This window comes from Agriterribacter humi, assembly GCF_009192765.1.
GTDB lineage: Bacteria > Bacteroidota > Bacteroidia > Chitinophagales > Chitinophagaceae > Agriterribacter > Agriterribacter humi.
Map to the genome: position 1 here is coordinate 52,973 of NZ_VOHQ01000019.1, position 21,845 is coordinate 74,817.

17 protein-coding genes and 1 pseudogene are annotated in these 21,845 nt (G+C 40.8%); 9 read left to right on the forward strand and 9 right to left on the reverse strand.

The window, feature by feature from the left end:
- Nucleotides 1-206 precede the first annotated feature (206 nt).
- Both FRX45_RS21870 and FRX45_RS21875 read right to left on the reverse strand, forming a co-directional pair.
- Entirely contained in the window at nt 207-899 is a 693-nt protein-coding gene (locus tag FRX45_RS21870; protein ID WP_152270619.1) for an SIR2 family NAD-dependent protein deacylase, read from the reverse strand.
- An 83-nt stretch (nt 900-982) separates the two neighbouring features.
- Nucleotides 983-1,456: a hypothetical protein gene (locus FRX45_RS21875; RefSeq protein WP_193311811.1), complete on the reverse strand. Its 474-nt coding sequence runs from the start codon at nt 1,454-1,456 to the stop codon at nt 983-985.
- A 120-nt stretch (nt 1,457-1,576) separates the two neighbouring features.
- Here FRX45_RS21875 and FRX45_RS21880 point away from each other — a divergent pair, with 120 nt between their 5' ends.
- Nucleotides 1,577-2,371, forward strand: coding sequence for a TIGR00266 family protein (locus tag FRX45_RS21880; protein ID WP_152270621.1), 795 nt, complete (start codon nt 1,577-1,579; stop codon nt 2,369-2,371).
- A 277-nt stretch (nt 2,372-2,648) separates the two neighbouring features.
- Here FRX45_RS21880 and FRX45_RS21885 read toward each other — a convergent pair whose 3' ends face one another.
- The gene (locus tag FRX45_RS21885; protein WP_152270622.1) at nt 2,649-4,238 is read right to left on the reverse strand and encodes a peptide chain release factor 3; all 1,590 of its coding nucleotides are present in this window, start codon (nt 4,236-4,238) and stop codon (nt 2,649-2,651) included.
- 27 nt (nt 4,239-4,265) lie between these two features.
- Nucleotides 4,266-6,782: a M14 metallopeptidase family protein gene (locus FRX45_RS21890; RefSeq protein WP_152270623.1), complete on the reverse strand. Its 2,517-nt coding sequence runs from the start codon at nt 6,780-6,782 to the stop codon at nt 4,266-4,268.
- A gap of 110 nt (nt 6,783-6,892) precedes the next feature.
- Here FRX45_RS21890 and ggt point away from each other — a divergent pair, with 110 nt between their 5' ends.
- Nucleotides 6,893-8,626: a gamma-glutamyltransferase gene (gene ggt, locus FRX45_RS21895; protein ID WP_152270624.1), complete on the forward strand. Its 1,734-nt coding sequence runs from the start codon at nt 6,893-6,895 to the stop codon at nt 8,624-8,626.
- 205 nt (nt 8,627-8,831) lie between these two features.
- Here ggt and FRX45_RS21900 read toward each other — a convergent pair whose 3' ends face one another.
- Together FRX45_RS21900 and FRX45_RS21905 are read right to left on the reverse strand one after the other, a co-directional pair.
- Nucleotides 8,832-9,665 carry a metallophosphoesterase family protein gene (locus tag FRX45_RS21900; RefSeq protein WP_152270625.1) on the reverse strand — a complete coding sequence of 278 codons (834 nt, stop codon included), beginning with the start codon at nt 9,663-9,665 and terminating at the stop codon, nt 8,832-8,834.
- 106 nt (nt 9,666-9,771) lie between these two features.
- Nucleotides 9,772-10,341: a hypothetical protein gene (locus FRX45_RS21905; RefSeq protein WP_152270626.1), complete on the reverse strand. Its 570-nt coding sequence runs from the start codon at nt 10,339-10,341 to the stop codon at nt 9,772-9,774.
- A 142-nt stretch (nt 10,342-10,483) separates the two neighbouring features.
- On the opposite strand from FRX45_RS21905, the gene FRX45_RS21910 reads away from it, so the two are divergent.
- Complete coding sequence (locus FRX45_RS21910) at nt 10,484-11,023, forward strand: DUF1572 family protein (RefSeq protein WP_152270627.1); 540 nt, start codon at nt 10,484-10,486, stop codon at nt 11,021-11,023.
- Nucleotides 11,024-11,165: 142 nt separating this feature from the next.
- Nucleotides 11,166-11,807 (forward strand): porin family protein, encoded by a 642-nt coding sequence (locus tag FRX45_RS21915; protein ID WP_152270628.1) that lies wholly within the window; start codon nt 11,166-11,168, stop codon nt 11,805-11,807.
- A 9-nt stretch (nt 11,808-11,816) separates the two neighbouring features.
- On the opposite strand, the pseudogene FRX45_RS23765 reads toward FRX45_RS21915, so the two are convergent.
- Nucleotides 11,817-12,199 (reverse strand): annotated as a pseudogene (locus tag FRX45_RS23765) (isoaspartyl peptidase/L-asparaginase).
- Entirely contained in the window at nt 12,156-12,368 is a 213-nt protein-coding gene (locus FRX45_RS23785) for a hypothetical protein (protein WP_317163140.1), read from the reverse strand. The pseudogene FRX45_RS23765 and the gene FRX45_RS23785 overlap by 44 nt, the downstream one beginning before the upstream one ends.
- A 233-nt stretch (nt 12,369-12,601) precedes the next feature.
- On the opposite strand from FRX45_RS23785, the gene FRX45_RS21925 reads away from it, so the two are divergent.
- The gene (locus FRX45_RS21925; RefSeq protein ID WP_152270629.1) at nt 12,602-17,362 is read left to right on the forward strand and encodes a translocation/assembly module TamB domain-containing protein; all 4,761 of its coding nucleotides are present in this window, start codon (nt 12,602-12,604) and stop codon (nt 17,360-17,362) included.
- A gap of 9 nt (nt 17,363-17,371) precedes the next feature.
- Here the strand turns inward: FRX45_RS21925 and FRX45_RS21930 are convergent, their stop codons facing one another.
- Nucleotides 17,372-18,079 carry a hypothetical protein gene (locus FRX45_RS21930; protein WP_152270630.1) on the reverse strand — a complete coding sequence of 236 codons (708 nt, stop codon included), beginning with the start codon at nt 18,077-18,079 and terminating at the stop codon, nt 17,372-17,374.
- 259 nt (nt 18,080-18,338) lie between these two features.
- Between FRX45_RS21930 and FRX45_RS21935 the strand changes: the two genes are divergently transcribed.
- The 4 genes from FRX45_RS21935 to FRX45_RS21950 all read left to right on the forward strand — a co-directional run bounded on the left by FRX45_RS21935 (nt 18,339) and on the right by FRX45_RS21950 (nt 21,835).
- Nucleotides 18,339-19,325, forward strand: a complete 987-nt coding sequence (locus FRX45_RS21935) for an SDR family oxidoreductase (protein ID WP_152270631.1) — start codon at nt 18,339-18,341, stop codon at nt 19,323-19,325.
- A gap of 10 nt (nt 19,326-19,335) precedes the next feature.
- Entirely contained in the window at nt 19,336-19,740 is a 405-nt protein-coding gene (locus FRX45_RS21940) for an SDR family NAD(P)-dependent oxidoreductase (protein ID WP_226805517.1), read from the forward strand.
- 139 nt (nt 19,741-19,879) lie between these two features.
- Nucleotides 19,880-20,986, forward strand: coding sequence for a fatty acid desaturase family protein (locus tag FRX45_RS21945; protein WP_152270633.1), 1,107 nt, complete (start codon nt 19,880-19,882; stop codon nt 20,984-20,986).
- A 102-nt stretch (nt 20,987-21,088) separates the two neighbouring features.
- Nucleotides 21,089-21,835 (forward strand): SDR family NAD(P)-dependent oxidoreductase, encoded by a 747-nt coding sequence (locus FRX45_RS21950; protein WP_152270634.1) that lies wholly within the window; start codon nt 21,089-21,091, stop codon nt 21,833-21,835.
- The last annotated feature ends 10 nt before the right edge of the window (nt 21,836-21,845 follow it).

Below are 21,845 nucleotides of genomic sequence, written 5' to 3' on the forward strand. Positions count from 1 at the left end.
CCTGGTACCTGATTGGCATAAATCCGAAGCGATAAATACGGAATCCGAAGCTGGATGCAATCTCAAACCCGCCTGCCGGACGGGCAGGTATTAAATTTCAAATTTCAAATCCTTCAATTGACACCTCACCATTCAAGTATTCATCCTGTCGTTAGTAGCTCACAGAATCTGACGGCTCAAAGCTGATAGCTGAAGGCTGATCGCTATCACTTACTCCCTTTCAACAGTTCCGCAAGCATCCTCACTCCTTCCGTTGCCGGCTTTTCAATAACCGTAATATCCTGCACAGCGGAAGTATAAGGTATCTTTTTATCAATAATAAATTTGGGTATGCCATAAGGCGCGTAATGCAGTAATCCTGCTGCCGGGTATACTACCAGTGAGGTGCCCACTACCACAAAATATTCTGCATCTCCGGCTATTGCAATTGCCTCTTCGATCATGGGTACAGGTTCCTCAAACCACACAATATGCGGACGCAATTGTGCACCGTCTTCTGCCCTGTCGCCTATGTTAATGTTGCCGGTAATATCATATACAAGCCGCTCATTTTTTTCACTGCGCATTTTCAGTATCTGCCCGTGCAGGTGCAGCACTTTGGTTGAACCGGCGCGCTCATGCAGATCATCAATATTCTGGGTGATGATATGCACGTCAAAATCTTTTTCCAATGCAGCCAAACCCGTATGTGCGGCATTGGGTTTTGCATCCAGCACATTTTTCCGGCGCAGATTATAAAATTGCAGCACCAGTTCAGGATCTTTTTTCCATGCACGGGGTGTGGCCACATCTTCAATATTATAACCCTCCCACAAACCATCGCTGTCTCTGAAAGTTTTTAAACCGCTTTCCGCACTGATACCTGCGCCTGTTATTACAACAATCTTTTTCTTTTTCATGGTATGCGAACAAAAGTTAAAAAGCCATCTGCATTGTACAGTTCCCTATGACGAAATTATACTTTATAAGAAGGATGAGTGCATCAATCGGGCATTTGCATAGCCTCTCTTTTTATATCCAATAAAAAATTATCACGGTTGGCGATAATGAGGTTTTTATACCCAACGATCTTTAGCCAATACATAATCCAGCAAACAAAGCTTGCAATAATGCATATTGCTCCCAGCAATGGGCTGATATTGTTGCGGTTCAAAACCAGGCTTCCCAAATACAGTAAAGTCATTGTTAATCCCAAAGCATAAGCAGGCCGTTCTTCAGCTATAGCTATATTTAACCGGATGCATTCGTTTTTTATAGAATCAGCCATGCGTTTAATCACTATAAATTGCCATACTATATTAAATAATGGAATAAGCAATAGCCAAACCTGTGCCGGAGCCATCATCCTGCTTTCGGGGGTAATAGCTGCCAGTGCTTTTTGCAATGTAACCAGGTAAAAAATAAAGGGTATCAGAGCTGCAAGAAGAAATAGGATCATTGTCCATCCATATACCATAGTGTGTATTTTTGGAAAGCTTGTATAAATATAAGATATTACTAAAAGTATTTCTTTTATAAGCGGCATTACCATTTGCCAATCTTACCCTACTTTTATTGCACGAAAAAATATACAATTATGCAAACAGCACATGAAATTGATTACCGTATTTATGGCGAAGAAATGCAGTATGTAGATGTTGAGCTGGATCCGGGTGAAACCGCAATGGCGGAAAGTGGCGCTTTTATGATGATGGATGACGGCATACAAATGCAAACTATTTTTGGAGACGGAACGCAGCAACAGGGCGGTGGCTTTATGAATAAATTATTTAGCGCGGGCAAAAGACTGCTTACCGGTGAAAGCTTGTTTATGACGGCTTTTACCAATACCGGGCAGGGTAAAAAAAGAGTGGCTTTTGCCTCTCCATACCCGGGTAAGATCATAGCGCTCGACCTGTATGAGCTTGGCGGCAAAGTGGTGTGCCAGAAAGATTCTTTTCTGTGTGCTGCCCGCGGCGTAAGCATTGGCATTGAATTTCAACGCAGGTTAGGTACCGGGCTGTTTGGGGGCGAAGGATTTATTATGCAGAAATTAGAAGGAGACGGAATGGCTTTTGTGCATGCAGGCGGACATGTATTTCAGCGCGTATTGCAGGCTGGTGAAACCCTTCGGATTGATACAGGTTGCCTTGTAGCATATACCAAAGATGTGGCTTACGATATACAATTTGTAGGCGGCATACGCAATACCATATTTGGCGGTGAAGGTTTGTTTTTTGCTACTTTACGTGGTCCCGGAAAAGTGTGGATACAAACCCTTCCCGTTAGCCGTTTGGCCAGCCGTATACTCGCTTACGGAACAGTTAAACGCAAAGAAGAAGGCAGCTTATTGGGTGGATTGGGCAATTTGTTAGATGGGGACGGAAGGTAGGTGTCAGGTATGAGGTGTCAGCAATAACCTGGGAATTGATGATTTGTGGTTTATCGTCTATGGTTGCATTTCGCTTCGAATTTCAGATTTTAGTCTTCGGAGTTAATATTTGAATTCACCATGGACAGGTTTTATTTGTTTTTTGTGATTTGGCCTTTGTATTTCTCTATATACGGTCTGACCCTTCCTGCATCGGGCGCCGACCGCATTAACGGTTCTTTGTATTCCTCAAACCTGAAACCTGAGACCTGAAACCTGAGACCTGAAACTTGCAGCCTCAAACCTTATGTATCTCGCTGGTGAAATGAAACTGTATAGCGGGATTGTTTGCGATCTCTGTATTAAGGAACCATTCACTCTGTGCCAGGTATACCAAATGCCCGTCTTTATCCAGCACTACATTCCCGGTTTTAAACCGGGTAAAGTCTTCTAATTTTTTACGGTCGTCCGAAGTTATCCAGCAGGCTTTATAAAAGGGCAGCGAATTAAACTGAACAGATGCGCCATACTCATTTAGCAAGCGGTACTGGATCACCTCAAATTGCAGGTCGCCCACGCAGCCTATGATCTTGCGGTTACCGCCATGCTGCGTAAACAACTGAGCCACGCCTTCGTCTGTTAGTTGTAATAATCCTTTTTCCAGTTGCTTTGTTTTCATTGGATCTTTATTCACCACCTCTTTAAACAGTTCCGGTGAAAAGCTCGGGATACCGGTAAAATAAAAATCTGCTCCTTCGGTAAGTGTATCTCCTATTTTAAAATTCCCCGTATCAAATAACCCTACTACGTCACCTGGAAACGCTTCTTCGATCACATCTTTCTGGCGTGCCATAAATGAATAAGGGTTACTGAAACGCACATCCTTCTCCAGCCGGACGTGGTGATAATATTTATTGCGTTCGAACTTACCGGAACAAACCCGTAAAAAAGCAATGCGGTCGCGGTGCTTGGGATCCAGGTTGGCATGGATCTTAAATACAAAGCCACTGAATTTTTCTTCTCCGGGGCAAATTTCTCTTTCCGATGTCGGGCGGCACAGGGGCGCCGGAGCTATACGGATAAAAGTGTCAAGCATTTCTTTAACGCCAAAATTGTTTACGGCGCTTCCAAAAAATACCGGTGCTGTTTTAGCCAGGAGGTAAGCCTGTGCATCCAGTTCGCCATATACGCCGTCTATCAACTCAACATCTTCCCTCAACTGAGCTGCATTCCGCTCTCCTATTTTATCAACCAGCACGTCATCAGCAAGATTGGTTATATGCTCCATATCTTCCTCATTGGTTTTGGTATGGGGAGCAAAGAGCAAGAGGTTTTTTTCAAAAAGGTTATAAACGCCTTTAAACTCTTTTCCGCTGTTGATGGGCCAGGTCATAGGATGAAGCTGCAAATGGAGTTCCTTTTCTATTTCTTCGAGTAAATCAAACGGCATTTTGCCATCACGATCCATTTTGTTAATGAATACAATTACAGGCGTGTCGCGCATGCGGCAAACTTCCATCAGCCTCCGGGTTTGTGCTTCTACTCCGTTCACACTGTCAATAACCAGTATAACACTATCTACGGCAGTAAGGGTTCTGTAGGTATCTTCAGCAAAATCTTTGTGTCCGGGTGTATCCAGCAGGTTGATAAGATTGCCTTTGTATTCAAAAGTCATTACACTGGTTGCTACAGATATGCCCCTTTGCTTTTCAATTTCCATGAAATCGCTGGTGGCATGCTTTTTTATTTTGTTGCTTTTAACGGCGCCTGCTGTTTGAATGGCACCCCCAAACAGCAATAGTTTTTCTGTTAAGGTGGTTTTACCGGCATCGGGGTGAGAGATGATGGCAAAGGTTTTACGCTTATTGATTTCCGCTGTATATTTCATTGGGGCGCAAAGGTAAGGATATGCGATTTATTGTCCTACCAAAAACAGGGCATTACAGAACATTAGTTTGCCGTTTTGCCAGAAGTTCCTGAACAATACATTGTCTGCCAGGTACACTATATTACCACTGCCTGCATCCTGCACTCCATATATCAATCCGTCATTCAGTTTCTTTTTTAGTTCCGAACCCACGAAGCCCGCTACCAAATTATCTTTTTTAATAACGCCCACATTCCAGCCATCGTTAATAAACTCGTATACATGATCATCCATTTTAAGGGTATAATAATAATCAGGATAACCAAATGCCAGCGGGTGCGTATTATCTAACTGAACTTTATAAATGGATCCCGGGGTTGTAGAAGAAATAAATTCCCGGTCATGGTCACCAAATTTTTTTAATGCAGCATACAGATCCTTTTTGTCATCATCATCGTTGTCTTCTTTTTTAAATTTTATTCCACCGTCAAGTTCCGCTAATTGAGCTACCGCGTTTTCCAGTGCAATTACTTTACCACCCCTGCTGATCCAGTTTTTTAAATCGCTGAAATCTTTATTATTTAAAAATGAATATTTTCCGTCCGGCAAGATCAATACATCTGTTTCATTCCAGTTCACTGTTTTTATATCCCTGGCATTGACAAGGGTAACCGGGTAATTTAACTCCCTTTCCAAAAAGAACCAAATTTCACCCGCGGCGTTGGAATTAACCCCTTCACCGGTAACGAGCACAACTTTTGGCGCTTTCATGAATTTTACATTTTCGCTGCCAAAATCATATCCTTTATCTACAAAACCACTGCTTACCGGGATTGCTTTTATGTTTTGCGCGTTGCATGCATCCACAACCACATTCCACAAATTACTGCCTGAAGCTCCATTCGATGTTTTTAATACGATTATTGAGCCTGCTTTAAAATGGTTTCCCTCCAATTCAAAGTCTTTAACGGAATAACGAAGCTTTACACCCTTTTGCATAAGTTGAGCCACTGCTTTCGCACTTTGCAAACCCTCCCATGGAATAACATACCCGTATGTTTCAACCGCCCTGTTCACCAATGGCTGTGGTTTTGTGTATGCTCCTGCAGGACTCACCTTTTCTTTTACGGCAAATGCTTTTAAACCGAATACATAGGGTAATGCCCATGCCGTAATGTCATAAGTAGCAGAGTCAACCAGCTTCGATTTGGGCTCAAACAGTACACTTATGAGGGTAGACCGGGGTTGCATGCTGCTGATCACAATATCGTTTTCCGTTATTGTAAATGCTTCTTCCTTACCGGTGAAATAATTATATCCTTTGGCATTTCCTTTGGCCGAAGCGTATTGAATATTGTTTTTATCAAGCAGTTCCATTAAAGCCGTAATGCGTTGAGAAGCGCCTTCCTCATTTTTAATTACATAGGTTTTATATATGCCGGTGCCGGTTGTAACGGCATCATTAAAAAACTTCCTGAATTCCTTGATCAGCCTGCCTGCATTTTGCGAAGCTGTTTCAATAGTGCTGAGCCCGGTAGTATAATGATGCATAATCCTGTCTGTAAGGGTAAGCGTATCACCTTCTTGTTTATAAACGCCCAGCCCTGAAGCGGGTCCCCCACCCTGCTCATAAGTCATTCCAATGGCGCCGTTATAAATCGGGTAGGTGTCACCGTAAGAAGGATAATACAAATCAAAAACTTCTTTGGTAAAGAATAGCCAGCCATTGGCATCAAAATACTTTGCATTGTTTTTGCCAATGCTCACCTGGAAATCCCTTTGCCATGGTGTAATAAGTTCATGATACGGTTGTGCTGCGGGGGCAAAATAATAGGGCGCATTGATACCTTGTTCGTGGTAATCTACATGTATCTGGGGTAGCCACTGCTGGTATAGCTTAAGCCTTTCCTGCGATTCATACTGGGTTTGCCAGGCCCAATCGCGGTTAAGATCGAAATTATAATGATTGGTCCGTCCGCCCGGCCATGGCTCCCGGTGTTCCCTGGCGTATAAATTGGGGTTATAGTTTTTGCCAGCCACACTGTTAAACCAGTTCACGTACCGGTCGCGGCCATCAGGATTAATGCAGGGATCTATTACAACTATGGTATTCTTCAGCCATTCTTTGGTTCGGGCATTAGAGGGATTAACCAACTCGTATAAAGTAAGCATAGCTGCTTCGGAAGAAGAGGCTTCGTTACCATGTACATTATAGCTAAGCCATACAATAACCGGTGTATTTTCTACCGGCGCTATTTTATCCTTAGCTGCACCGGCAAGGCGCAGATTATTGTTGCGGATATTTTCAAGATTGTTTATATTATCTTCTGATGAAATAAAAGCTACTATCAGGGGGCGTCCTTCATTGGTTTGTCCGTACGGCTGTAATTTTACAACAGATGGAAAAGCGGCGGCTACATGATTAAAATAATTGATGATCTTAAAATGAGGTGTGTATTGCGTTCCGATCTTATATCCTAAAAAATCATCAGGTGGTTGCACCTGTGCAAAAGCGCACATACAGCCTGCCAAAAAAGGAAGTAAGAAAGCTAAGCGTTTTATCATGAACCATCATTTAATGAGGCAATTTAAGAAACCATCAGGCATTAACCATAGGATTACCGGAACAGTCCATCAAAATTCTTTTAGTAACTTCCGGCCCTAACAAATTTCAGATGAAGTATTCCCTGTTTTTTCTCCTGGCTTTAGCAGGCATAATATGTTGTCAAACGGGCTGCCGTAACCAGGCGGTAAACACTTCATTCAATCCTTTTGACTACTCCATTCAAAAAACGATCAGTTGTACAAACGGAGCGGTAGTTTCAGCGCATCCTTTGGCCAGCAAAGCGGGTGTTATGATGTTAGAACAGGGAGGTAATGCGGTGGATGCAGCAATAGCCACACAACTTGCACTGGCAGTTGTTTACCCGGGTGCGGGAAATTTGGGTGGCGGAGGGTTTATGGTGGCGCGGCTTAAAGATGGTAAAACAATTGCATTGGATTACCGCGAAAAGGCGCCTTCTGCGGCAAGCCGTGATATGTACCTTGATAGTGCAGGTAACCCGGTTATGCGGCTTAGCCAGCATGGTCATTTATCTGCCGGTGTACCGGGCACCGTGGCCGGGTTATTTGCTTCCATGAAATATGCGTCCCTGCCTTTTCCGGAACTGATACAACCTGCTATTGATCTGGCCGAAAAAGGGTTTACTATAACAGCGGCTGAAGCTTCCGCGCTTAATCATACACAGGAAGCATTCAGACAATACAATACTTCTAAAATTATCTTTATAAAGCATGAAGGATGGAAGCCGGGTGATACGCTGGTACAGACCGATCTTTCGGAAACGCTAAAACGCATGCGCGATAAAGGTCAAAAAGGTTTTTACGAGGGCGAGACCGCAAGGCTTATTGTTTCAGAAATGAAAAAAGCCAATGGTATTATTTCGCCTGATGATCTTAAAAATTACGAAGCAAAAGAACGGAAACCCGTTGAGTTTACGTATAAAGGGCATACGATCATATCAATGCCTTTGCCGAGCAGCGGCGGCATTATTTTGCAGCAATGTTTGAAAATTATAGAGAACAGGGAGATAGGAAAAATGGGATTTCTGTCTGCACCTGCTGTGCAATTGATGACAGAAGCAGAAAGAAGAGCTTATGCCGACAGGGCTGAGTTTATGGGTGATGAAGATTTTGTGAAAGTGCCTGTACATACTTTAACCAGCGATGCTTACTTAACAAAAAGAATGTCGGATTATGTAGCCGGTAAGGCGGGCAACAGTCAATTCGTAAAGCCGGGCAACATCAATCCCGAAAGTGAAGAAACCACCCATCTTTCCGTTGCAGATAAATGGGGTAATGTGGTGGCTGTTACTACCACGCTTAACGGTGGGTACGGCAGCAAAACTGTGGTGAGCGGCGCCGGATTTTTATTAAATAATGAAATGGATGATTTTAGTGCGAAGCCGGGTGTACCCAATATGTATGGTGCTCTGGGAACCGAGGCCAATGCCATCGAACCCAATAAAAGAATGCTGAGTTCTATGACGCCAACGATTGTATTAAAAGACAATGATCCTTATTTGGTAGTTGGTACCCCAGGCGGCACTACGATCCCCACCTCTGTATTTCAAACCATTGTAAATATTATTGATTTCGGGTTGAGCGCTTCCGATGCTGTAAATAAGCCCAAATTTCATCACCAGTGGATGCCGGATGAAATATTTATTGAAAAGGATTTCCCTGCCGGGGTAACTGATTCTTTAAAGGAGATGGGCTATACCATTAGTTCACGGGGAAGTATTGGGAGAACAGAGCTGATTAAAATAGAGAAAGATAAAACAGGTGAAGGCTATATTTTGGAAGCCGTTGCTGATAAAAGAGGCGATGATTCAGCAGAAGGGTATTAAAGCACAAGGGATTAAAAAACGTGTAGTAAAATGCTCCGCAAAGGGACGTTTACTGGGAGTATTACATTAAAAAAATGGAACTTACATTATTATAAAAATGATGCCATTTAAGAGATACAAATATATCGGGCCCGAACCTAATATACTGGAAGATTCCGGCGAAAGCTACTGGTTTCGCAAAAGAATGCTTAAGCCTGTACGGCATTTACTCCAATACCGCGTTTTGCTGGTAAATATTCAGTTCTGCAAGTTTTTGAAGCGGATCCATCATATAGGTAAGCAAACTGTTATCTTCCTGCAATTCCACTATTCTGAATCCATGATACGAGGTACCCCAGCTTCCACCAAAATGCCCGTCAAAAAGAAAGGGTATATTGCCCAGAAACTTTATTCCATCCTGGTCGTGATCGTGACCGTTAAATACGGCTCTTACATTTTTAGCGCTTAGCAGGAGCTTTTGAAAATGCGGGCAATCAACTGCATGTGTAGTCCATTTTACCGGGGTTATATGGAGAAAGATAAAAATGTTCGGGGCATTTTTATATTGTTTCAATTTTGCAGCAAACCAATCCTGGTCAGGACATATGTATTTTCCTTTTTCATCGGCAGTGGTACCCAGCAATAATACATTATCTCCCAAAACCACATCATGATTGATATCCATTTTCCAGGTTTGATTCCATACTTCCCCGGATACCATGTCATGATTCCCTTTAGTAACATACACAGGCATCCTGCATTGTTTTAGTGCTTCCGCGGCAGGCTGCAGAAAGGCGGGGTCATTATGAATGATGTCGCCGTTAAAAACGCAAAAATCAACAGGGCTCGCTGAATTAAAATTATTGAGGGCATTTGTGATGGCAGAAAAATATGCTTCAAAAGGAGTATTCTTTTCACCATAATGTCCATCAGAAGTCACCGCAAAACGCAATAAACTTTTCTTACGGATATCTGTTGCTTTTGCCGGTGTAACAATTCCGTTCGACATCAGCAAAAGCATGGAAGCTGATATATTTTGTACAAATTTTCTTCTTTTCATAACCGGCACAATATAAAACAAAACATATTTTTACTGTATTATTAAAATAAAAACACCTATGACTGTGCGAAATAGTCATAGGTGAGCAGAAAAACAGTATATAATTTTACGACCCGAACAGCCCTTTTACTTTATCCATTAAACCACCGCCACTATTGCCGCCCTTATTAAATACGGATAACAGATCCTGCATATCGGTATCACCATCGCCATCAAGGTCAAGTGCGCCACCTTTTACCTTTGAAAGCAAACCTTGCAAATTGATACCAGCAGTTTTTCCACCGGAAAGATTATTGAACAAACTCTGAATGTCGAAACTCTTGTCATTGCTGTCGTTTGTTTTTTGTACAAGACTGCTTAATACATTTGGTACAACACTGTTGGCTACATTTCCTGCAGACTGGTTATCCAAACCAAATTTGTCCATCAGGTTCTGAACAAATCCACCTGAAATTTGTCGCGTAACATTGCTGTTTTCTACGCCTCCATCCTGCCCGCCGAACATTTTTAGAACATCTTTCAGTCCGCCCTGTGAGAGCAATCCCTGCAGACCACCGGTAATGGAATTGGATGCTTCAGCAATCACTTCTTCATTTTTCTCATTCGGAATGGCCGGATTGTTTACAATAGCATCTCCGGCAGATTGTTTTACAAGATTAAAGAGATTGTCTAACATAATTGTTGGTTTTATGTTTCTTAAGTTAGTCTTTTTAAGCTAAAGGTTGCTTTTATGGAATGAATATTTCAGTTATTTGTTATCCGCCGTATTAAATCCATAGTAATTTTGGAGCAGTTCATTCACTTCAAATACTATTTTTATGGATTCCATCGGCATGGTTTTTCTTCAATCTGCCATAAAACGTGTAAAATATTATAAACAGCTTGGCGACAGCAGTTTTAATCAGTTAGAAGAAAAGGATCTTTATTTTCAACCCAATCTTACTTCCAACAGCCTGGCAGTTATTATTCAGCACATGAGCGGAAATATGCTGAGCAGGTGGACTAATTTTTTGTTGGAAGACGGGGAAAAAAGCTGGCGTAACCGGGACGCGGAATTTGAAGACCAGCATTATTCGAAGCAACAATTACTTGAGCTTTGGGAAAAAGGCTGGAATTGTTTTATAGGGATTTTAGAAAGTTTAAAGGAATCCGATCTTTTACAAACAATTTATATCCGCAGGGAACCGCTCATTGTAGTGGATGCCATTAACCGGCAACTGGCGCATTATCCTTATCACGTTGGGCAGATCATCTATATTGCTAAAATCATCAGGGATCAGCAATGGAAAAGCCTTTCTATTGAAAAAAACAAATCAGACGATTATAATGCCCTGATGGCGAAAAATGCAAGATCGTAAGTCGCTTTGCGGTTAAAGTTGTATTAGCAGAAAAAGGAAGGCAGGAGTTACCGGTTAGAGAAATTTTGGAAGCATATAAGATATAATGTAAAATTATCATCTATACCATTACATTTGCTTTCTAATTTGAGGTTCAGCCTATATGAAATTCAATCTTAGTGTTTGCAGCTTTTTTCTGTTTATTACTATTTGCTCGCATGCCCAGGTTTCGTATGGCATACTCGGGGGAATACAACAAATAAATGCTCACGTTAAAATACCAGATGGACCTGCCATCGGGGCTACCAGCGGGTACGGGTTTCATGCCGGGGGAATGCTTAAGGTTGGATTTGATAAAAACGTTTTCTTTTCTCCTCAAATATTATATAGTCTTAAAGGCTTCACGATTCACTATAATGATATGCTGCAGGATTCTGTAACTGCTTCAAAGCTGCAGTTGCATTATATTGAGATCCCCCTGTTGTTGCAATTTGATACACGCTCAGACGGCAAGGGTTTTTTCTTTTTGTTGGGACCATCGGCATCGGTGGCCATTACCGGAAAAGAAAGCAGAACATTTCTGGATAATAGCGAAAAAGAACGCCCCATGCGGTTTGCTAATACAGCCTACGGACGTTTTGAAATGAACCTGGTAGCAAAAGCAGGTTATTGCTTTAAAAGTAACATAATGATTACCGGGGGGTATAGTTATGGACTGGGTAGCATTATCAATGATGATTATTTCGCAAGAATTGTTCCCCGAATGATAACATTGAGCGCTGGTTATTTTTTTAGAAAGAAGTAATATGGGTCATCAGTTCTTGTAGATATAGATCACCTTTATTCCATCCTTTTTTATATATCCCCTGTACATACCTGCTGTATTAAAGGGCAGGGCAATATTTCCTTCCCTGTCCACCGCTATTAATCCTCCATCGCCACCAAGGGCAGGCAGGCGTTTCAAAAACATTTTTTCGGTTGCTTCTTTCAGGGCCATTTTTCCAAACTCCATCATGTCGCTCACGGTTTTGGCATCACTAAGCGAATAAAAAACTCTCCCCAACCCGTGCAGCTTACCGAACAGGTAGCATTATTGGCATAAGTTCCGGCCCCTATAACGGGCGAGTCACCAATTCTCCATACCGTTTTTTGGTCATGCCCCCGTGCTTGTTGCGGCAGCCGGGTTGCCTTGCTTATCTAAAGCCACCGCTTCTACCGTTCCAAATTTTGGATCCCTTTCCACAACACGGAAATTGTCTTTTTTACCAGCTTTTGTGTTCAAAATGGTTCCTGCTCCGCCATGCACAAACAGCACAATGTTACCCCGGGGCTGCTTTAGCTGCGCTTTGCCATGTGAATGGCGCACAGGAAGAAAATGAGAAAAGCCTACCTCATCGCTATAATTTGAGGTAAGTTAATCATTTATTCATGACCGGTAATCCGGGTGCAGTTGTATAAATGCAAATTTTCACGTTTCGTAATGGTATTGAATTTGTGCATCGGCAGGGTTTACCTATTTTTACAAATTAATTTCCCAGCCTGAAAACTACGCGCAAAATATTAAAGATTATACTACTGTCATTACTGTTCCTCATTGTAATGACGGCTATATTGATTAACACTACCCCGGTACAAAACTGGCTGGTAAAAGCGGTTACCCACAGGTTATCAAAGGACCTGGATACCAAAGTTTCCATTAAGCATGTCAATTTCGCGCTCTTTAATAAAATGAATCTTGAGGGCGTATATATTCAGGATCAGAATAAAAAGGATACGCTTTTGTATGCCGGAAAATTAAGTGTAAATATTACCGACTGGTTTTTTTTCAAGGACCAGATAGAGCTAAAATATATAGGTCTGGAGAATGCAACCATCCATTTGCACCGGGTAGACTCGGTTTGGAATTACCAGTTTGTGGCAGATTATTTTTCGTCACCCGCTTCTTCAAAAAACAAAAAACAAATTACCCTGTCATTAAAAGAAGTGGTATTAAAAAACATTCACTTACAACACAGGGATGAATGGCGCGGACAGGATATGGAGCTTGATCTTAAGCACCTGGCATTGGAAGCAGATGAAATTAATTTTGCAAAGAAGCTGGTTAGTATTCACACGCTTGAAATGGATGAGCCTGTTTTTTCAATATATGATTATGCCGGCAGGCGGCCTAAGGCGCTGCGGCCAAATGCAGGGAACATAAAGGATTCTCTTTCCGTGCCCTTTAATGCCGGCGGATGGAAGCTGGCTATTAACGAACTAACGCTAAACAATGGAGCATTTAAAAGTAGCAGGGATGTGCAACGGGAAGTATACGATCATTTTGATGCCAGCCGTATTCATTTTTATGCCATTAACGGAAAGTTTAAAAAAGTGGCGTTGCTGCAGGATACTTTATTTGCAGATATCAGTCTGAGTACAAAAGAAAGATCGGGCTTCACTGTTAAATCACTTACGGCTAAGTTCAGGATGGAGCCGGGCGCAATGATATTCGACAGTCTTGATATCAGAACACCTTCCAGTCACCTTACCCATTTTTATGCCATGCGGTATAATGATTTTAATGATGACATGAGCGCTTTTATAAGTAAGGTAAAATTAGAAGGGCGCTTTCACAACAGTACCCTGCACAGTAAAGACATAGCTTTTTTTGCGCCTGAACTTAAAAGCTGGAACCGGCTGATAAGAATGGACGGGGATGTTAAGGGTACCATAGATAATTTAAACGCTAAAAATTTTATTGTTGAATCCGGAAAAGACAGCTATCTGAATGGCAACATAAAAATGGCCGGCCTTCCCAATATTGATTCAACTTATATTGATTTTAAGGCCAATGATTTTCGTACTACTTATGCAGATGTGGTGGGAATCATTCCCGGCCTCAAAAAAATTACGGATCCGCGGTTAAATGAAATCCGTTATATCCGGTTCAAAGGAAACTTTACAGGATTCATGCGTGATTTTGTTACCTATGGCAACATAGAAACCAATCTTGGAACAGTTGCTTCCGATTTAAATATGAAATTTCCTGCTAAAGGAAACGCCTCTTATTCCGGGAAGATATCAACAGATAATTTTGACGTGGGCACCTTCCTGGGTGTGAAAGGGCTGGGAACAGCTTCATTTAAAGGAAATGTAAAGGGAAGTGGTTTTAGCACTCAAACCCTTGATGCGGATCTTGACGGCAAATTCTCTCAACTCCAGTTTAACAATTACAATTATGAAAACATTGTAGTGAAAGGGCATATGGATAAAAAACTCTTCAAGGGCGCTGTTGGCATTAACGATCCCAATCTGATTGCTACCCTTGATGGTGAAATTGATCTGAACGCCGGTAAGCCTGAATTTAATTTCTTTGCTGATATACAAAGAAGCTATTTGAAGAAGATAGGATTTGCCAAAGACGATATGAATGTAATAGGCAAATTTGATATGAATTTTAATGGCGATGATATTGATAATTTTCTTGGTACCGTTTCTTTATATGATGTTGCCGTTACCAAAGCCAATCAAACATTTGTTTTTGATACGCTTACTTTAAGTTCGCAGTTGATTGATCAGCAAAAGATATTACAACTGCGCAATACTGAAGCTTCGGCATTTTTAATGGGCAATTTTGCTATCCGTGAATTACCAAATGCAGTGAAGCAGTTTTTGAATAAATATTATCCTGCTTATATACCTCCGCCCAAAAAAGCCATTAAAAATCAGACTTTCCTTTTTCAACTGGATGTAAAAAATATTGATCAGTACCTGTCGCTGATCAACCCCAATATAAAAGGATTTAATAACAGCACTATAGTAGGGTCACTTAATTCGGAAACCAATCTCATGGCAATAAGCACCATGATCCCTTATGCCGCGTATAAAAATATTGCTGTGCAGGATTTCCGGCTAACCGGTTTAGGGAATATGGACAGCCTGAAGCTAACGGGTATAATCGGTAATACTATAGTAAATGACAGTCTTCAGTTTCCCGTAAGTAAAGTATCTATTGCTTCCAGCAATAATGTTTCGCAGCTTAATATAAGCACTGCCGCAACGCAAACCATAAATGATGCCCGGCTTTCTGCACAGATAACCAACCTGGAAGACGGCGTTAAAATACATTTTGATCCGTCGAGCATTGTGTTGAACGAAAAAACATGGAAAATAGATGAAGGAGGAGAATTAACGCTTAGCCGTTCTTATATAGATGCAAAGAATATCAAATTCAGCAATGGCGAACAGGAGATATCTGTGGTGAGCAGGCATTCGGATGTAGGAACCTGGGATGATGTTATTGTTGAAATGAAAAAAGTAAATATCGGGGATTTTATGCCTTTCTTAGTTAAAGAGCCACGCATGGAAGGTATTGTTTCGGGAACGGTTACCATTGAAGATGCCTTTCGCAATATGTATGTATCCTCGGAACTAACTGCAGACCAGTTCCGGCTGGAAAACGATTCCATAGGGATGATTACTATTACTGGCGCATGGGACGACAGAAATAAGAAAGCAACATACGAGGCGATATCGGACAATAAAAATTATAAATTCAGTATTGCAGGCTCATACGATATAATAGATTCGCTCCGCCAGGAAATTAATGCCAATGCCAATTTTGATTATACCAATATTCATTTCCTGGAAAAATATCTTGGTTCCATATTTGGAAACATGAGGGGCTTTGCCACAGGAAACCTGCGTATGAAAGGCGATATAAAAAAGCCGGATTATATTGGTTCTATTGATGTTAAAAATGCAGGGTTAAAAGTATTGTATACGCAATGCTATTATACGTTCGATAGTGCCAGAATTGTTTTTACTCCCGGAAATATTGACTTTGGCACGATTTCCTTGCATGATACCCTTCCGCAACGTGGTAAGAGCGCTTCCAATACAGCCATACTTACCGGAAATTTGCAGCATTCCAACTTCAATGATTTTGAATATAACATATCCATTAATACGGATCGCCTGTTATTGCTCAATACTACACGGTCCGACAATGGTACGTTTTACGGGAAAGCCATAGGTAAAGCCAATTTCAGGTTCAGAGGGCCCGAGGATGATATGCGAATGACCATTACGGGTGAGCCTGTTGACAGTTCCAGTATTTATATTACATCATCTTCGTCTAAAGAAAGCGGCAGCGCGGATTATATTATCTGGAAGCAATACGGGCGCGAAATGAATATTGACTCTTTGAGTTTCAATAACTCGCAGCTTAATATAGATCTTAATCTTACGGCCAATAATTATACCCGCATGTTTATGGTGCTTGATGAAATAACAGGCGACATTATAGAAGCAACCGGCAGCGGCACATTAAAAATGCATACCGGTTCCAGTTCTCCATTTACCATAAATGGCAAGTATACTATAGACAGGGGGTATTACCGTTTCAGTTTCCAGGAAATATTTAAAAAGCCTTTTGTATTACTACCCAATGAAGGAAGTTATATAAGATGGGACGGTGATCCTAACCAGGCAGAAATAAATTTAAAAGCGAAATACATAGCCAATGATGTAAAACTGAGTTCATTGTATTCAGAACAGGGTCAAACTACAGATCCGGAAGTGAGCAGGTTAAAAAGCGAGAGAACGGATGTAGATGTACTTTGCACGCTGAAAGGCTCGTTGGGTAAACCGGATATTTATTTTGATATTGCTTTAGCTGCTAACAGCGATGTAAAAAACAGCCAGCGTTTGCTTGGCGATCTGCAGCGTATCAACAATGATGATAATGAAAAGAACAAGCAGGTAGCCTATTTGATTGTATTCAGGAGCTTCGCTCCCATCGGGCAGTACAATGTGCAGCAAAACGATGCTACTACATTTGCATTCAATACTATTTCAGAATATATTTCGGGGTATCTTACCAGTTCGCTTAAAACCATATTGTATGGTATTTTTAAGGATCCAACCCTTAGTGTAAATTTTAACTATACAAGAGCCTCTATTGATCCAACCGGAACAGGAACCTCCGCCGGTAATACGGTAAATCTAACCCGCGATAACATCAGTCTCCAGTTTATTAAATCTTTACTGAACGATAAGCTCGTAATTACTTTTGGGAGTGATTTTAATTTCGTAAGCAGCGGTTCGCAACCCGCTTTAAACTCGGAGGGTACTAATTTTCTTTTTCTGCCTGATATTACTGCGGAGTATAAGATTACACCTGATGGTAAATTCAGGGTAAGTTGTTTTTACCGGAGCAACTTTGATGCATTGTCTACTACAGGAAAAAGAAACCGCGCCGGCGGGAGCATTTCTTTCAGAACCGAATTTGATTCCGAGCGGCTCAAAAAGAAAAAGCAGCAATTGAAGGAAAAACAGGAGCAAAAGGAAGGTGATTCAACAGTAGTACGGCTAAATTAAATACCATTATTATAAAAACTTTATTTCTGCCTCTCTTTCTTTTTTTTCCACGCTTCTTTTTTTCTCCTCTATGTTCTCTTTGTGTGCCAATAGTCCATATGAAGCCAGCGAAATGGAAATAATGATAGAAATATGATAAACAAAGAAGCTGTCGTGCAGGTTGCTTTTATCGGGAATCATGTAGCTAAAAATAAAAGTAACAACAGATATGCCATATTCAAACAGCAGGGCATAATAGATAAATTGCAGGGTATATTCTGCATTATAATATTTTACCCCTTTAATATAATGCGTAATGATCCATACAATATACAGTAGAATAATAACCAATCCCATGCCTACCATCAGGGTTTCGGCATAATCCTGTAATTGCGTAAAAACGGTTACCAGTAAGGATGCGCACAAAAAAGCCGGCAACATTTTTTTTATGCTGTTTTTTATAACTTCTATATGAACCGTTTTATAGAGGATGAATAACATAAAAGGAGCATCAGCAAGATTAAATACTCTTTCTGTAACAGTCATTAACCTGCTGTTTGTAAATGCTTCGCTCATGAACAATAAATTAACAGAACCGGCCAGCATCCAGTAGGCTGCAAACCATATGAATACCCGGTTGGTTGCCAGCTTTTTTATAATCAAAATAATAAACGGCACGAAAAAAGAGATAGCTGCTATGGAGGCAATAATCTGATAAATATAGGGTGCGTCTTTCACTTTTAGAGGATTAACATATAAGCGATAAAACCCATCCTTTATTGCTATTGTATATTATTGTAGCATTTTTACCCAAGAAACGAATTGCAGAAATTACTATAGGAGGAACCGTATGCTATATATTTAATTTGTTGATAGTGAATATATTATATAAAAAATCATTTAAATAAAACATATCACCTGGTTCAGATTGTTTTAAATCATTAAAGGTACAAGCAAGGTTACGCTACATCATTAACTTTGCCTCTAAACCCAATTCATGGCCATATTAATTACAGGTTCAACAGGATACATCGGTTCAAAACTTACTGCCAAACTTGCGCTGCAGGGACACCAGGTGCATCTTTTGTGCAGAACTTCCCCAACGCTGCCTCATTTTCAAAAACCGAATATCAAAGTTTTTATCGGGGATATTACAGATGCTGAATCCATCAGGCCGGCATTAGAAAATGTAGACAGGGTATACCATCTTGCCGCATATGCAAGGCTTTGGGCTAAAGATGCTTCAGTTTTTCACAGGTTTAATGTAAAAGGAACTGAAAATGTATTGAACGAAGCAAAAAGATCAGGTGTGTCAAAAGTAGTATATACATCTACTGCAGGAGTAATAGGGCCGTCTAACGATAAACCCATGACAGAAACAGATCCGCGGATCACCGGTTTTTTTAACCTGTATGAAGAAACAAAAAGCCAGGCAGAAGCAGTGGCTATGGATTATGCAAAACAGGGATTAAATATATGTATCCTTAATCCTTCAAGAATATATGGACCGGGTTTAGATACGGGTAGCAATCCTGTAACCAAGATTGTTGAATTATACATGAAAGAAAAGTGGAAGCTTATTCCGGGTAGTGGAAATGACATAGGATCTTATCCTTATATTGATGATGTGGTAGACGGTCATATAAGCGCTATGGAGAAAGGGAGAAGCGGGGAGCGCTATATTTTGGGCGGTGTGAATGTTACGTTTAATGAGCTAATGTCTGCTATAAAAAAATACAGTGGCATTGAAAAGAAGCTAAGGCATATTCCTTTCCCCGTTTTGAATGCTGTAAGCCACCTGATGTTATGGAACGCAAAAATTACCGGTAAATATCCCATGATCACCCCCGATTGGGTGGCAAAATATAAATACGATTGGGCATTAAACAGCAGCAAAGCGGTAAATGAGCTGGGTTATACCATACGGCCATTTGAAGAAGGAATTAAGGAAACCGTAGAATGGGTAAAACAAAACAGGCTGTGACCAACAAGCCATAGGCTGTAATAACCGGCGCCAGCCAGGGGTTGGGACGGCCTTTGCTATAGAATGTGCGAAACGCAATATGAACCTGGTGCTGATAGCATTACCCTATGAACAATTAAAACAAACATCGGAAGCAATAAGTAAACAATTTTCTGTAAACGTCATCCCCTCTGAAACCGATCTTTCATCCGAAGATGCATGTTTGGCCATTTTTGATTTTGTTGAAAAGAAGGCGGTTCCGGTACATATGCTTATTAATAATGCCGGCATAGGTTCAGCAGGGGATTTTGAGAACATCTCTCCTGCTTTTTGCCAATTACTGGTAAAAGTAAATGTATTGTCACCTGTACTGTTAACGAGATTATTTTTGCCGCTCCTACAACAGCAACCAACCGCTGTATCTCCGCTTATGTAAAAAATAAAATGATTGCAAAAGTTACCAAACGACAGGGATAACCTTTTAACCACAAATCAATAAATGTTGTACTTTTTATTTTAATTTTGCCTGAATCTTCACTCTTCCCCTGGGAATACTAGTCTTAAAAAACCTGGCTATGAGTACGGATACGTTAAAAGAAAGGAAACCTTATTTTGCAAAGACTGCAGACGACCCATTTGTTATTCTTCGGGCAGAAGCTAAAAAAATCGTAACCCGTTTAACGCCCGAAAGAAGAAATGAAATATTATTCAAGGCGGTTCTTTTTCCCTTTACTTATTTCTTTTTCTGGATACTGGCATTATTGTACGGCGCCAACCCGTGGTTGCTGTTTGGCTGCTATTTTTTTATGGGGATCGCTATCGTGCTAAATTACCTCAATGTCATTCATGATAGTGTGCATCATACCATTTTTAATAGTCGCCGTATGAACGATATGTATACATACCTGTTCGATTTAATGGGCGCCAACAGCTTTATATGGAAAACGCGGCATATCCGTTATCATCATAATTACCCGAATGTGGATGGCTGGGATACCGACATTGACCAAAGCGCACTTGTAAGAATAGTTCCACATTCCAAACTAAGTGTATTTCATAAATACCAGCACATTTATCTTCCCTTTATTTATCCCCTATTCTTGTTTAACTGGTTGCTGATACGGGATTTTAAGGACTTCTTCAGCAAAGAAAGAACCGTACAAAAACTGATAAAAATACCACCTGTTGAATACATAAAATTATTTGTTTTTAAAACCGTATTTTTTGTATCAGTGATCATTCTGCCTAAAATTATTTTAGGCATTTCCTGGCTGATGGCTTTAGGCGCTTTTTGTGTAATGGTTTTTTCTGCCAGCATTTTTGCATTGATCGTACTGCTTCCGCCTCATGCCAATACAACGTCTGAATTTCCAATGCCCGACAGCGAAAAGAAATTACCGTATAGCTGGCTGCTGCACATGTTAAAAACAACCAATGATGTGAACGGGGAAAACTGGTTTACCCGTTTCGTAATGGGTAACTATAATTATCATATTGTGCATCATCTTTTTCCTAATATCCACCACGCTTATTATCCGGAAATTACCCGTGCACTGAAGCGACTGGCGACTCAATATAATCTTCCATACAGGAGCTATTCCCTTGGAACATCCTTAAAGAACCACTACCGTCTCCTCAAACAAAACAGGGCCGATTTTGATGTTTGGGAGGAATCCATGTAAGAAAAAACCATATCCGGTAAAAGAATTCGTATTTTAAATTACACAAACGGTTGATTGTGCTTTGTATAACGAAGAATTGTAAATTGTGCAAAAGCGCTGAACATGACTTCTCAATGGGAAAACCGTGTATGTATTGTTACCGGAGCTGCCTCCGGACTTGGTTTTGCAATAGCCGCCCGGCTTTCGGCATATAAAGTTAAGCTTGCTTTGTTTGATAAGGATAAAGACAAGTTGCTTATTGCTTCGGACAAATTAAAATATGAAAATGAAATATTCCCCCTGGATATTACCCATGAAGATGCGGTTCGGGTGGCCGTAGACAAAACCGTGAAGAAATTTGGAAAAATTGATATGCTGATAAACAGCGCTGGCATTACCGGAGAAACCAATATTAAAAGTCATGAAATTTCTACCGCCAATCTTCAAATGGTTTTTGCGGTAAATTTTATGGGCAGTTTTTTTACCTCAAAATATGCGTTACCCTACATGCTCCATAATAATTACGGGCGTATTTTGCATATCGCTTCTATAGCGGGAAAAGAAGGAAACGCAGGTATGCTCGCTTATTCGGCATCTAAAGCAGCGGTAATTGGTATGACCAAAGTGCAGGGTAAGGAATATGCGGAAACCAATATTACTATAAACGCATTAGCCCCTGCCGTTATCAGAACCGCGCTGGTAGACGCTATGCCGGAAGCGCAGGTAAAATATATGACGGATAAAATACCGATGAAACGATGCGGTACCCTGGATGAGGCCGCAGATATGGCCTGTTTTATAGTATCTTCCCAAAATAGTTTTAGCACCGGTTTTACTTTCGACTTATCCGGCGGAAGGGCCACTTATTAATTGTCTTTAA

Bases quoted from the DNA above. Each gene is read 5' to 3' on its own strand.
- FRX45_RS21915 (WP_152270628.1), top strand. From the start codon at position 11,166: ATGAAATTCAATCTTAGTGTTTGCAGCTTTTTTCTGTTTATTACTATT.
- ggt (WP_152270624.1), top strand. From the start codon at position 6,893: ATGAAGTATTCCCTGTTTTTTCTCCTGGCTTTAGCAGGCATAATATGT.
- FRX45_RS21935 (WP_152270631.1), top strand. From the start codon at position 18,339: ATGGCCATATTAATTACAGGTTCAACAGGATACATCGGTTCAAAACTT.
- FRX45_RS21890 (WP_152270623.1), bottom strand. From the start codon at position 6,782: ATGATAAAACGCTTAGCTTTCTTACTTCCTTTTTTGGCAGGCTGTATG.
- FRX45_RS21945 (WP_152270633.1), top strand. From the start codon at position 19,880: ATGAGTACGGATACGTTAAAAGAAAGGAAACCTTATTTTGCAAAGACT.
- FRX45_RS21885 (WP_152270622.1), bottom strand. From the start codon at position 4,238: ATGAAATATACAGCGGAAATCAATAAGCGTAAAACCTTTGCCATCATC.
- FRX45_RS21910 (WP_152270627.1), top strand. From the start codon at position 10,484: ATGGATTCCATCGGCATGGTTTTTCTTCAATCTGCCATAAAACGTGTA.
- FRX45_RS21925 (WP_152270629.1), top strand. From the start codon at position 12,602: ATGACGGCTATATTGATTAACACTACCCCGGTACAAAACTGGCTGGTA.
- FRX45_RS21870 (WP_152270619.1), bottom strand. From the start codon at position 899: ATGAAAAAGAAAAAGATTGTTGTAATAACAGGCGCAGGTATCAGTGCG.
- FRX45_RS21905 (WP_152270626.1), bottom strand. From the start codon at position 10,341: ATGTTAGACAATCTCTTTAATCTTGTAAAACAATCTGCCGGAGATGCT.
- FRX45_RS21900 (WP_152270625.1), bottom strand. From the start codon at position 9,665: ATGAAAAGAAGAAAATTTGTACAAAATATATCAGCTTCCATGCTTTTG.
- FRX45_RS21880 (WP_152270621.1), top strand. From the start codon at position 1,577: ATGCAAACAGCACATGAAATTGATTACCGTATTTATGGCGAAGAAATG.
- FRX45_RS21875 (WP_193311811.1), bottom strand. From the start codon at position 1,456: ATGGTATATGGATGGACAATGATCCTATTTCTTCTTGCAGCTCTGATA.
- FRX45_RS21950 (WP_152270634.1), top strand. From the start codon at position 21,089: ATGACTTCTCAATGGGAAAACCGTGTATGTATTGTTACCGGAGCTGCC.